Source organism: Mesorhizobium sp. M4A.F.Ca.ET.090.04.2.1 (genome assembly GCF_003999085.1).
Taxonomy (GTDB): domain Bacteria; phylum Pseudomonadota; class Alphaproteobacteria; order Rhizobiales; family Rhizobiaceae; genus Mesorhizobium.
In genome coordinates, this window is record NZ_RZOT01000114.1 from 1 (window position 1) to 12413 (window position 12413).

Consider the following 12413-nt stretch of genomic DNA (forward strand, 5'->3'; position numbering starts at 1 on the left):
AAGACGGCCAGCCGCATATCGCCTAGTCTCCGTTCGGTCTTTGCCCAGGAAGGACAGGAGCTTGCCGGCCGCCGCCTGGCGGCGTTCAGCGGAGTAGGACTTGTCGATGAATGAAGCCCAATAGGCTCCGAATTCATATCGGTTCGACGCTGGCTTTTCTGCAGATGTCATCCTGCGGCCCATTGCCCGCCTTCGATGATTTCCATCATATGAGCAGTAACTTTCTGAATATCATAGCGCTGTTCGGCAATCGACCGACTGTTCCTGGCCATGCATCTGGCCTCATCTGGGTTGTCGATCAGACGGATCATGGCCTCGGCCAGGGAGGTCGTGGCACCGACCGGCACCAACAGGCCGTTTACCCCGGGGACGATCGGCGCGCGACAGCCTGGCGCATCCGTCGTTATCACCGGACGACCCATTGCCATTGCTTCCAGAACCGAGCGCGATGTGCCCTCGCGATAGGAGGGAAGCACGTAAATACGCGAGTCGGCGATCACCCGACGGACATCTTCGACACCCCTGTGATAGCGGATCGTTCCGTCCGCGACGGCTGCCTCAACCTCCGAGACCGGAAATCCCGCGGGATTTGGATCCGTATCACCGACCAGGTCGAAGCGAGCCTCCGGCCGGACCGCCTTCACCAGCTTCGCGGCACCCAGGTATTCGGCAAGGCCTTTGTCGCGAAGCAGGCGGGCGATCATAAGAAATCGCGGCTCCTCCGGCAGTGGCGCAACCCTGAAACGATCCAGGTCGACCCCTGAACCGTTGACGACACTGGCTGGGGTCCGCCCGAGGAGCCCCAGGCGACGGAAATCATCTCGATCGTCCTCGTTCTGGAACGTCACCGTCGTGGCGCCGCGCAGGCTTGCTGCATAAAGAAGTCGAGCCGCGGCGTTGATGACCCTCCAGCGCAGCGATTTATGGCGGTCCGTGAACGCATAGCCGAGGCCAGTGATAAGCGCGTGCCGACGCGGGACGCGTGCAATCAACGCTACGGGTATGCCATAAACGATTGGCTTGATTGCGCAGGTCAACACGACCTGAGGTCTGAGTTCCCGTATTTTTCTGTAGAGACGGAGCGCCAAAATCGCATCGCCGATCGGGCCGACTGCCGCGCGCGCCATCGGCAGATGATGAAAACGAATGCCGTTTCCGGTCAGCCATCGCACGGTCATCTCATCGAACGGCGCCGCGGCATGAACTTCGTATCCGGCCACACGCAGCGCAAGGAGAAAATGTCCTCGAGTGGTTGCAAGGGACTTTGGCTCGCTCACAATGACGACGATACGGTTCATGCGTTCAACATCTTAGGCTGATTGCAGCAGGCCAGCCGCCTCTTGTAAGGTCTCGGGTCCCGAAACCCAACCCTGCGGCATGTTATCCACAGTATCGGTCGGTCTGAGTTGTTGAGTGGTACAGGCATCGGCGGCGGACTTCTTTTGAGTGGAGACTTCCGCCTTCGCAACGACGCATCGTTGAATTAACCCACCGCCTGCCATACAAGCGCCTCGAGTCATAAGCGACCTGAGGAAATCCACGGATGACCGAACGCATTGCTGTAATCGGCCTAGGCTATGTCGGCCTTCCAGTAGCCGTCGCGTTTGGAAAGATTTTCCCGGCAACGATCGCCTTCGATATCAGCGAGCGCCGAATCAACGAGCTGCGCGACGGCGTCGATCGTACGGGAGAGGTTGACGCCACGGAGCTCAAGGAATCGTCGATCGTATTTACGACCGACCGGAAGATGTTGAAAGGCGCTACTTTCTTCGTGGTTGCCGTGCCCACCCCTATCGACATCAATCGTGCCCCCGATCTCGCTCCTCTGAAGCTGGCATCCGAACTCGTCGGGGAAGTGGTGAGCAAAGGCGCGGTCGTCGTCTTCGAATCGACGGTCTATCCCGGCGTTACCGAAGATTTTTGTGGACCCATCATCGAGCAGATTTCCGGTCTGCGGCATCCTCACGACTTCGCGCTGGGCTATTCACCTGAACGAGCCAACCCCGGCGATCGCGAACACTCGCTGCGACGAATCGTCAAAGTCGTCTCTGGCGAGAATACCGAAGCGCTGGAGCGTGTGGCGGGCGTCTACAGCCGGATCATCGATGCCGGTGTCTACAGCGCCCCGTCGATCAAGGTGGCCGAGGCCGCGAAAGTAATTGAAAATACGCAGCGCGATCTCAACATCGCGCTGATGAATGAACTCGCAATGATCTTCGAGCGGCTTGATATTCGGACGCAGGACGTCCTTGATGCCGCGTCAACGAAATGGAACTTTCTTCCGTTCAAGCCGGGCTTCGTGGGTGGCCACTGCATAAGTGTCGACCCGTACTATCTGACCGCCAAGGCGGAGGCTGAGGGCTACCATCCGCAGATCATCCTCGCCGGCCGCCGCATCAATGACGGCATGGGAGCCTTCGTTGCTCAACAAGTGGTCAAACAGCTGATCCGTTCAGATATGCCCGTGAAGGGAGCTTCCGTCGGCATTCTCGGACTGACCTTCAAGGAGGATGTTCCGGATTTGCGCAACAGCCGTGTTTTCGACATGGTCAGGGAACTGAGGCAGTTCGGCATTGCCCCCAAGGTCCACGATCCTCTTGCCGATGCCGAAACCGCTCGACGCGAATATGGTGAAACAATCCTGCCACTCGACGAGATAAACGATTTGCAGGCGCTTGTTCTGGCGGTTCCTCACAAGCATTATCTATCGAGGGAGAAATCCCGTATTTTCCAAATGATCAGGCCAGGTGGAACGCTGTTCGACGTCAAGTCGGCCATCAAGCCGAATGAAGTTCCTGGAGTGATAAAATACTGGAGCCTGTGAGCTCGGCCTGCAACCTAGGAGTACACATTGACATCGACCAGGCCGATTCTGATCACCGGCGCGGCTGGCTTCATAGGATTCCACCTCTGCCAGAGGCTTCTCGCTGATGGCCGGCAGGTTGTCGGCCTCGATTCCATGAATGAATATTACGACATCAACCTGAAGCGAGCCCGGCTCGCTCGCTTGAAAGAATTTCCGAATTTTCGTTTCGATCAAATCGACCTCACCGACCGAGATCGCATTTCTGCGCTTCTTCTCTCGGTCACTCCGGAGATCGTGGTCAATCTCGCAGCCCAAGCCGGCGTTCGCTATTCGCTTACCAATCCGCACGCCTATGCGGAAAGCAATCTCACCGGCTTCCTTAACATCCTGGAGGGATGCCGACGTGCCTCGGTCGGCCATCTGGTCTATGCGTCTTCCAGTTCGATCTATGGCGGCAGCACACGGATGCCGTTCTCCGTTCACGATCCAGCGGACCATCCGCTGAGCCTTTATGCCGCAAGCAAGAAGGCCAACGAACTGATGGCGCATACCTATAGCCATCTTTTCGGCCTGCCGACGACAGGATTGCGCTTCTTCACTGTCTATGGTCCCTGGGGACGGCCAGACATGGCCCTGTTCATCTTCACCAAGGCCATTCTCGCTGGCGAACCGATCGACGTCTTCAACTATGGCAACATGCAGCGAGATTTCACCTATATCGACGACATTGTCGAGGGCATTGACCGCGTGATGCAGCAGCCCGCAACAGCAAATCCGCAATGGAAGAGTTCGGCCCCCGACCCCGCGACAAGCAGCGCGCCTTTCAGGATCCATAATATCGGCGGGAATTCGCCCGTTCAGCTGAACCGCTTGATCGAGGTGCTGGAAGACGCACTCGGGCGGAAGGCAAACCGCAACCTCATGGCGCTCCAGCCGGGTGACGTCCCGGCAACTTTCGCAGATGTCAGCTCACTTGAAGAGGCGACCGGCTTCAAGCCGAAGATTCCGGTCGAAATCGGGGTTCCGCGTTTCGTGGAATGGTATCGGGAATTCTATCGAGTATGATCCGATTCCCTTGGTCTTTGAGAAAAGGACGACGGATGGGAAGCCAATGAACGCGCGCTATGATTTCGGCCGCAACTGGTCCGAGCTCGCCGCGCGCTTCGAGGACGAACACCTGGACCGGGCTTGCGAGGATCTTCGCCGTCTGGTGGGCGATTTGGACGGGAAGACATTTCTGGACATCGGCTGCGGATCGGGCCTGCATTCGGCGGCCGCCCTTCGGCTAGGCGCGGCGAAGGTCCGGGCGCTCGACTACGACGTCCGCTGCGTCGAAACAACCAAAGCCGTTCTTTCCCGGTTTGCGTCGGGAGCGGAATGGAGTGTGGAGCGAGCCGACATCCTCGATAAAGCGTCGCTCCCGTCCGGGACGTTCGACATTGTCTACTCGTGGGGTGTCCTGCACCATACGGGCGATATGTGGGCAGCGATCCGCAATGCGACCGATCTCGTTGGTCGCGGGGGGCGATTGGGAATTGCGATCTACCTGAAGACGCCGCTGTGCGGGCTGTGGACGGTCGAAAAGAGGCTCTACTCCTCCCATCAGTGGCTGCGACCTCCGGTAAGGGCGCTTTTTGTCTGCGCCTATATGTTGGCAAGAACGCTGCGGCATCGGGACGCGATCTCTTTCGTAAAGAACTATCGCCAACGCCGGGGCATGGAGTTCTTGGCGGATGTCGACGACTGGCTTGGCGGGTACCCCTATCAATCCACCTCGGCTGTCGAGCTGGAGACGGCCGTGGAAAAGCTTGGGTTTCGCACGAAGCAGCGCCTGAACGTCACTCCAGGAATCGGCCTTTTCGGAACCGGCTGCGGTCAATGGTGTTTCGTGCGAACGGATTAATAGCCGCCCGATTTTCCTCTCTCTGATTTTGCATAGAGAACAGGACTCGGGGACAGGCCATCATGGGAGCAACGACGCCGGATGTGCGGTATTGTCGGCATTGTGGGTGGCGTGGCCGCGACGAGCAGCGGCGCCTCCACTGTACGTCGCATGGCCGACATGATCCGGCACCGAGGGCCGGACGGCGACGGCGTCTGGACTGATGCTGAGGCGGGTGTCGCGCTTAGTCAACGACGGCTGGCAATCATAGATCTGTCATCGGCTGGCGCCCAGCCCATGACTTCGCACGGCGGCCGTTACGTCATCGTCTTCAACGGCGAACTCTACAATCACGGTGAGATGCGCACGCTTCTCGATCGGGAACATGGCGATCGTGCCTGGCGCGGGCATTCCGACACCGAGGTCCTTCTGGCTGCGATCGAGGAACTGGGGCTAAAACAAGCTCTTGAGTTGGCCACAGGCATGTTCGCGTTCGGCCTGTGGGACCGGAAAGAGAGAACCCTTCTTCTCGGGCGCGATCGCCTGGGGGAGAAGCCCCTGTATTATGGCCGTGTTGGTAAGGCGTTTGCCTTCGCCTCCGAGCCCAAGGCGTTTCATCTGCTTCCCGACTGGCGCCCAGCGATCGACCGGAATGCGCTGGCGCTATTGATGCGCCACAACTACATTCCCGCGCCGTACAGCATCTATGAGGGCATCCGCAAATTAAGACCTGGCCACCTTCTCGTTCTTTCCGATCCTGTGCGCGAGCCACGCGTAGAGAGCTATTGGAGCGCGAGGGAGGTCGCGGAACAGGGTCGCCGTGAACCTTTTCAAGGAAGCCCACAGGAAGCGGTCGACGAAGTCGAGCGCCATCTTCGCCGCGCACTCGAAGGGCAGATGATAGCCGATGTACCGCTCGGCGCCTTCCTCTCCGGCGGCATAGATTCTTCCGCAATCGTGGCGGTCATGCAGTCGATCAGTTCGCGGCCTGTGCGAACGTTCACGATCGGATTCGCCGAAGCCGGCTATAACGAAGCCGATCATGCCGAACATGTGGCGCGCCATCTCGGCACAGACCATACGGAACTATATTTGAGCGACCGGGACGCCCTCGACGTCGTGCCGCAACTGCCGGGCATCTATTGCGAGCCGTTTTCGGACTCGTCGCAAATCCCGACTTTCCTCGTCTCCAGACTGGCGCGTGGCAGTGTCACCGTTGCGCTGTCGGGCGACGGCGGAGATGAGTTGTTTTCCGGTTACACGCGCTACGCGCTCGCTGACGCGCTCTGGAACAAGCTTTCCCGCATCCCGATCGGCCTGCGTCGCGTGTCGGCCAGCCTGGCAACACTGCCGTCCCCCGAACTGTATGACAACGTCGCAGGCGGGATCATGCCGCTCTTGCCGCGACGCCTTCGGCGCGAGCGGGTAGGCGACAAGATCCACAAGGCGGCGTCGGTCCTTTCGCTTCGAACCATGAACGACGTCTATCGTCGTCTCTGCTCGCACTGGGAGCCGTCCGAGATCATTCCCGATGCGGTCGAGCCACCCACGATGCTGACCGGATTGGAAGCACTTCCGACCTTACCGGGCAGCGTCGAGCGGATGATGTATCTCGACATGATGAGCTATCTGCCGGACGACATTCTGGTGAAAGTCGACCGCGCGGCAATGGCTGTCGGCCTCGAGACCCGCGTGCCGCTGCTCGACCATCGGCTGGTAGGCTTCGCGCTCTCGTTGCCGCTCTCCATCCTGCGGGCCGAGAACAAGACGAAGTGGCCACTCAGGCAACTCCTGTACAGGCATATCCCTCGCGGGCTCATCGAACGCCCAAAGATGGGCTTTGGCGTACCGATCGACACCTGGCTGCGCGGTGCGCTGCGCCATTGGGCCGAGGCGCTGCTCGACGAGCGCCGGCTGCGCGAAGATGGCTTCTTCCGGCCGGAGGCGATTCGGCGCGCTTGGTCCGAACACCTTTCTGGACAGCGCAACCACCAGTATCCGCTCTGGGACGTATTGATGTTCCAATCATGGCGGGAAGCACACCAGGGAGTTTCAACGGCTGTCGCGGCTTGAGGTGGCGCGTGGCCGACAATTTCAGTCAGGACTGCCCGCCCTCACAGCCGGTTGCGGGGCGCGGCGGTATTGCACTATCGGATACCGGAGCCAGCGGCTATACCGGCTCGGGAAAAGGGATGGCGGGGACCTTCGAACGATCCGTGCACAATCTGGAAGATTGCGAAGCAAGGCATTGAACCCGTTCATATCGCTCCGGCGGCATCTCACACCCGCGCAGGTCATCATCTACTTCTCCATCGCCTGTTTCTTTTCGCCACCTGTGCTGGGATCGGCGGTGAGCTTCGTCTTTCATGGCGGCGCACTCTGGTCGGTGCTGCTGCTGGCAGCCAAACGGCGGCGCTTCAATGTCGACCGGCCGATGCTTGCCATGACCATTGCGATCTATGCCTACTGCGCGGCTATGGTTCTGGCCTCGATCGTCAACGGTACGCTGCGGGCTGACGTCGCGTATTTCCTGCCGCTGGTCACCTTGCTGTTCTTCCCGATCTCCTATTCGACCTGGAGCATCATCGATAAGGCCAGCCTTGCGCGCATTGCTGTGCTTGCGAGCGCTGCGGCCTGTAGCGGTGCGTTGGTCCTCGCCATCGTCCAATATTACTGGATCGGGATGCTCAGGGCAGAAGGGGGGGCTGGAAATCCGATCGTTTTTGCGACTGTCACCTGTCTCGCCGTGATGATGTGCCTTTCGGGCGCTCTGTCGGGAATGGAGAAAGCCTGGAAGCCACTCTCTGTCGCCGCACTCGCCGGGGTCGTGGCGACTGTCTACTCGGGCTCGCGTATGGTTTGGGTGGCCTTATTGGTTGCCGTTGTCGCCATCCTTGTGGTCAATCGCCGGAGGTTCACTCGAGCGAATATGAGGCGGTTGCTGGTGGTAGCAGGCGCTTCCAGCTTGTTAACGGCGGCAATTACATTTCCGATCATCGTGGATCGCACTCATTTCCTCTTCGATGACTGGCAGGCCCTCACCACCAGAGGCGATCATTCCACTCCACTCGGATTGCGGGTTGGACTCTGGGACATAGGCCTCGATGCATTTCGTGAAGCCCCATTTTTCGGCCACGGCATTTCCGCCAGTCGCACGCTTACCCAGGAGGGATTCAAGGAGCGATTTGGGACGAACCAAGGTTTCAACCACTTTCACAACGGCTTTTTGACCGCTCTTGTCGAAGCCGGGTTGCTTGGAGCTCTGGCTCTCGCGACAATCTTCGGCGCGGCGGTCTGGAACGCAGCAAGGGTCCTGCGCCTCAGTGCCGATCCAGTCGAGCGGTTCGGTGCGACAATGATCGTCGTCACCGTCATCGTCTATGTCATTGGCGGCCTGACCGGCACCCTTGTCGGCCATGACATTCTCGATTCGACGCTGATGGTGTTCCTGGTTTCCGGAACATACCTGGCTAGCGGACGCACGGTGCCACCGATAAAAAAAGCTCCTATTGCCATCCCCGGTCCGACCACCAGGCGGATAATGGACGTTCTCGGCCACGACGACCTCGACCATGCCGAGCTCGATTCCCTGGAAGCGTCGCAGGTGCGTTTGGCTATGCAGGGATTTGGACCGGGTCGTATGGCTGGTAACGGGCAAGCCAAGGCAGCCTGACGCGGGCATTACTCAGACGTACGAGTACCAGCCCTTTGTAGCAGCCACCTGCTACCAACGACACCTATTTCGGCGCTAACTAATATGAATGGCGAACCCGACTGTGGCAGTGTAAGGTTCGCTGCAAAGGAGAAGAATTGCCCTAACAGCACTGCCAACGAATCTGGGAGGATTCATGGTCGAGATCATCTCCAAGCGGGATGGCCCGCGGCGCGAGGACGTACAGATCAAACGACTGATCGAGCAAAATCGCTCCACCATCGTCCGCCTTGCCGACCAGCTCAGCGCCGGCGGTTATTCAGCTTCCAAAAAGCCACGCCAGTTGCCAAAGGTCGAGGGCCTTATCATCCACGTTGGTGGTGCCCCGGTGTCGGCGTCGGAAGCCAGGCCGTCTGTCCATATCAGCATCAACGGTCGCGTGGTCTCGAAGGATCAAAACACGGGCCGCCAGCTCCATCACATCGGCGACGTACGCGATCGCGACCGGGAACAGATTTTCGTGCTGGCGACGAAACAGAATGGCTACTTCGCGCCGGTCGACGAAACCGTAGCTGCCAAGCTTGCCGACATGGATGGGATGCGCCTCACCGGCGCTTACTCCGAAGAACAGCTTGCCGCCGAAATCGGCGCCAAGCTCGGCATCGGCTAACCAATTGGACGCGACGTCCGGATCGCCGAGAACACATAGCGATGGTCTCAAAGGTTCCGTGATGACTGAATGAAACGTGATCCGGGTCCCAGTCAGATGAAGATCGATGCTCTTCCGGCGCGTGCGCCGTCAGCCGGCAGGCAAATGGTTCTGGGCAACATCGATTATGACGAGCGCGCCACCATGCGCGCCTGGGAAGATTTTCTGGCCGACGAACCCAAATGTGCCCGCGATCCAATCAAGCCAAGCCACGTCCGCTCGCTCATTCACGACTCCTGGTATCGCAGCGCAACCGGCGGCATCAATGCGCAAGGGCATGAAGCCCCGCTCAACAGCGATCGCGACGAGATCGAATTTCTGACCCGGGCCAATGCCGAACTGCTCGCGGCGGCGCGTCGGTCCTTCGCCTCCATCGGCCAGCTGCTGGAGGGAACAGGCGCTATGCTGGTTCTTGCCGACAGCGACGGGGTGTTGATCGACGCTATCGGCGACAAGAAGACACTGCATAACGGCATGGATATCCACCTTGCCATCGGCGGCAAATGGAACGAGGACGCTGTCGGAACCAATGGCATAGGTACGGCACTGTGGACCGGGGAGCCGACTTTCGTCCATGCTGCCGAGCATTTCTGCGCCGGCATCAAGTCCTGGACCTGCGCCGGTGCGCCGATCCGCGATCCACTGGACGGCAAGATCATCGGTGTCGTCGACCTGTCGGGCTATTCGCCGATCTTCCGGCCGCATAACACCGCTCTGGTCGCCGCAACGGCCCGGCAGATCGAAAAGGCATTGGCCGAGCAGCAGGCGGAGCAACGAACGCGCCTGCTCGAGGCTTTCATCTCCTCGGCTTCCAGCTACCGCCGGAAAGACGGGCTGGTGATCCTCGATCATCGTGGCCGCGCCATCTTCCGCAACAACGTGCCCGATGGCGAAGCCACTGAAATGACGGACGGTCGGATGGAGGCTGGGCGTGGGCGCTGGCTGATGAACCTTCCTTCGTCCGGCTCGGAGGCCGATATCGCCAGGGCGCTGCCGGCCCATCTGCGTTCCTGCCACATCACGCCGCTCAAGCTCGACGGCGACCTGCGCGGCGCGGCGCTCGTGTTCCCGTCGGCGCCTGCAGTCTCCAGCGTGACCCACCGGGAGGCGGACAAGCACCTCCAGGACGCGGCCGCCATGATCGTCGGCGAAAGCGAGGCGCTGCTTGCTGCCGTCGATGTCGCCTGTCGCGTTGCCCGCTCGAACAGCGTCGCCTCGCTGCTGGTCGAAGGGGAGACTGGCGTTGGCAAGGAGCTGTTTGCGCGGCTTGTCCATGCCGGCAGCCGGCGCACGGCAAACGATCCTTTCATTGCGATGAATTGCGGCGCCATCACAAAGGAATTGTTCGGCAGCGAGCTGTTCGGCCATGTCGGCGGCGCCTTCACCGGCGCCTCGCGCGACGGCAAGCCCGGCGTTTTCGAGCTTGCCAATGGTGGCGTGCTCAGCCTCGACGAAATCGGCGAAATGCCGCTCGAGATCCAGCCATTCCTGCTGCGCGTTCTGGAAGAGCGGGTGGTCAACCGCATCGGCGACAGCCGAGGCCGGCCTGTGGACGTCCGGCTGGTCGCCTCGACCAACCGCGATCTCAAGCAGGAAGTCGCCGCGGGCCGCTTCCGCAGTGATCTCTATTACCGAATTGGCGCGGTCTCGATCACGGTGCCGCCGCTGCGTGAGCGCGGCGAGGATGTGCTTCTGCTGGTCGAGCATTTCAACCGCAGGATCGCCGCAGCCTCAGGCGAGGAGCCGCTGGAATTCTCGCACGAAGCGCTTGCCGCGCTGCTCGCCTATCGTTGGCCGGGCAATGTGCGCGAGCTGAAGAACCTTGTCGGACGTCTGCATGTCCTGGCGCGCGGCCGAGATATTGGACTTCACGATCTGCCCGCGGAGATCACGGCCCCCGCATCCGGACAGAGCGCGAAGTCGAGCGACACTGCGGTCATCTCGCCGGAGGTGCCTGAAGGCACGCTCGCCGAGGCGGAACGGCAGGCGTTGAAAAATGCGCTTGCCGTGGAGAATGGCAATCTTAGCCGGGTCGCGCAGCGGCTCGGCATCTCGCGGCCAACACTCTATCGCAAGCTCGAGCAATACGGCATCCGGCGCGAGTTCGTTTGACGAGGGGAAAAGGGAACCCATGCCATTCATGCCATGGTTTGGGAGGATTTCAGCCAAAAGGGAGCCGCAGGCGGCAGTCGGTCAGGCCGGCTGCGACACCGTTTCGCCGGCTCCGATCACACCAGCGCGCTCCGCCAGCCCGGCTGCGGCGGCGCCAAGACAAGGGGCCACAATATAGAGCCAGAGCTGCGACAGCGCGGTTCCACCGGCGAACAAAGCAGGCCCGAGCGAGCGGGCCGGATTGACCGAGGATCCTGACACAGCAATGCCGGCGAGGTGGATCACGACCAGCGTCAGTCCGATCGCCAGGCCTGCCAGAGCGCCCGCGCCGCCTTCGGCTGTGGCACGCAGAATGACGAGCACAAACAGGAATGTTGCGACTGCTTCGAACAGGAACGCCGAAGTCGCCGAATAGGCCGACCAGCCGTTCTGGGCAAAACCATTCGCGGCGACGTCATAGCCGCCACCCTTGCCCTGGACGATCACGTAGAGCACGGCCGACGCGACGATCGCTCCCAGACATTGCGCGACGACATAGCCGACAAGGTCATTGGATTTCATCCGGCCGGAAACGAAGACGCCGAGGCTCACCGCCGGATTGAGATGCGCGCCTGAAATCGGCCCGATCGAATAGGCCATCGCCACCACCGACAGGCCGAATGCCAGGGCGACTCCGAGCAGGCCGACCTCGGAGCGCATGAACAGAACCGTCGCGCAGCCGACGAAGACCAACGCGAAGGTGCCGACGAATTCACAGATGCACTTGTTCATTAATTCCTCTCCTTGCAGATGACGGATCGGAACCGACGCGGTCGTTTGGCGTGGATCCGGTCCAGGTGGTTCAGGGAACGATGACGCCGCGGCCGGTGAAGCGCCGGTTCTTGAAGTCGTCGAGCGCGGTGTTGATGCTGGCGAGGTTGTACTCGGTGTAGTGCATCTTCACCTTGCCGTCGGCGTTGAGCTCCATCAGTTCGACGAGCTCGGTGAAATTGCCGACCAGGCTGCCGCCGATGTTGATCTCCTCGATGACCAGATGCGCGGTCGGAACGTTGACCGCGCCGCCGTAGCCGACGACGAAGAGCTGGCCGCCCTTGCGCACCATCTTCCAGCAGATGTTCTCGACGCCGAGTTCACCGACGAAATCGATGACGACATGGGCGCCGCCGCCGGTGATCGCCTTTACCTCCTCGACAACGTTCGGCCCGCCGTCGAGGACGAAGTCGGCGCCAAGATCCTTGGCCAGCACACGCGC

At 60.5% G+C, this 12413-nt stretch carries 10 protein-coding genes; 7 read left to right on the forward strand and 3 right to left on the reverse strand.

The genetic code is table 11. The features are described 5' to 3' along the window. Nucleotides 1–167: 167 nt before the first annotated feature. The gene (locus EN781_RS10720; RefSeq protein ID WP_126058866.1) at nucleotides 168–1298 is read right to left on the reverse strand and encodes a glycosyltransferase family 4 protein; all 1131 of its coding nucleotides are present in this window, start codon (nucleotides 1296–1298) and stop codon (nucleotides 168–170) included. A 245-nt stretch (nucleotides 1299–1543) separates the two neighbouring features. Between EN781_RS10720 and EN781_RS10725 the strand changes: the two genes are divergently transcribed. The 7 genes from EN781_RS10725 (at nucleotide 1544) to EN781_RS10755 (ending at nucleotide 11161) form a co-directional block, all read left to right on the forward strand. Continuing rightward, nucleotides 1544–2824, forward strand: coding sequence for a nucleotide sugar dehydrogenase (locus EN781_RS10725; protein WP_126058865.1), 1281 nt, complete (start codon nucleotides 1544–1546; stop codon nucleotides 2822–2824). A 27-nt stretch (nucleotides 2825–2851) separates the two neighbouring features. Continuing rightward, the gene (locus tag EN781_RS10730; RefSeq protein ID WP_126058864.1) at nucleotides 2852–3871 is read left to right on the forward strand and encodes an NAD-dependent epimerase; all 1020 of its coding nucleotides are present in this window, start codon (nucleotides 2852–2854) and stop codon (nucleotides 3869–3871) included. A gap of 46 nt (nucleotides 3872–3917) precedes the next feature. After that, the gene (locus EN781_RS10735; RefSeq protein ID WP_127406357.1) at nucleotides 3918–4709 is read left to right on the forward strand and encodes a class I SAM-dependent methyltransferase; all 792 of its coding nucleotides are present in this window, start codon (nucleotides 3918–3920) and stop codon (nucleotides 4707–4709) included. Nucleotides 4710–4790: 81 nt separating this feature from the next. After that, on the forward strand, nucleotides 4791–6761 hold the full coding sequence (asnB, locus tag EN781_RS10740; RefSeq protein ID WP_127399968.1) for an asparagine synthase (glutamine-hydrolyzing): 1971 nt from the start codon (nucleotides 4791–4793) through the stop codon (nucleotides 6759–6761). A 175-nt stretch (nucleotides 6762–6936) separates the two neighbouring features. Then, nucleotides 6937–8361: an O-antigen ligase family protein gene (locus tag EN781_RS10745; RefSeq protein WP_126058861.1), complete on the forward strand. Its 1425-nt coding sequence runs from the start codon at nucleotides 6937–6939 to the stop codon at nucleotides 8359–8361. Nucleotides 8362–8536: 175 nt separating this feature from the next. Further along, on the forward strand, nucleotides 8537–9010 hold the full coding sequence (locus EN781_RS10750; RefSeq protein ID WP_126058860.1) for a hypothetical protein: 474 nt from the start codon (nucleotides 8537–8539) through the stop codon (nucleotides 9008–9010). 144 nt (nucleotides 9011–9154) lie between these two features. Beyond that, nucleotides 9155–11161 (forward strand): sigma-54-dependent Fis family transcriptional regulator, encoded by a 2007-nt coding sequence (locus EN781_RS10755; protein ID WP_245492249.1) that lies wholly within the window; start codon nucleotides 9155–9157, stop codon nucleotides 11159–11161. Nucleotides 11162–11242: 81 nt separating this feature from the next. On the opposite strand, the gene EN781_RS10760 is transcribed toward EN781_RS10755, so the two are convergent. Both EN781_RS10760 and EN781_RS10765 read right to left on the reverse strand, forming a co-directional pair. After that, entirely contained in the window at nucleotides 11243–11932 is a 690-nt protein-coding gene (locus tag EN781_RS10760) for an MIP family channel protein (RefSeq protein WP_127399969.1), read from the reverse strand. Between the two features lie 70 nt (nucleotides 11933–12002). Continuing rightward, the coding region (locus tag EN781_RS10765) for a zinc-binding dehydrogenase (RefSeq protein WP_145965479.1) at nucleotides 12003–12413 on the reverse strand (411 nt) is incomplete at its 5' end.

Coding starts and splice junctions, on each gene's coding strand:
- EN781_RS10735 (WP_127406357.1), top strand. CDS start 3,918: ATGAACGCGCGCTATGATTTCGGCCGCAACTGGTCCGAGCTCGCCGCG.
- EN781_RS10760 (WP_127399969.1), bottom strand. CDS start 11,932: ATGAACAAGTGCATCTGTGAATTCGTCGGCACCTTCGCGTTGGTCTTC.
- EN781_RS10755 (WP_245492249.1), top strand. CDS start 9,155: ATGGTTCTGGGCAACATCGATTATGACGAGCGCGCCACCATGCGCGCC.
- EN781_RS10725 (WP_126058865.1), top strand. CDS start 1,544: ATGACCGAACGCATTGCTGTAATCGGCCTAGGCTATGTCGGCCTTCCA.
- EN781_RS10750 (WP_126058860.1), top strand. CDS start 8,537: ATGGTCGAGATCATCTCCAAGCGGGATGGCCCGCGGCGCGAGGACGTA.
- EN781_RS10720 (WP_126058866.1), bottom strand. CDS start 1,298: ATGAACCGTATCGTCGTCATTGTGAGCGAGCCAAAGTCCCTTGCAACC.
- asnB (WP_127399968.1), top strand. CDS start 4,791: ATGTGCGGTATTGTCGGCATTGTGGGTGGCGTGGCCGCGACGAGCAGC.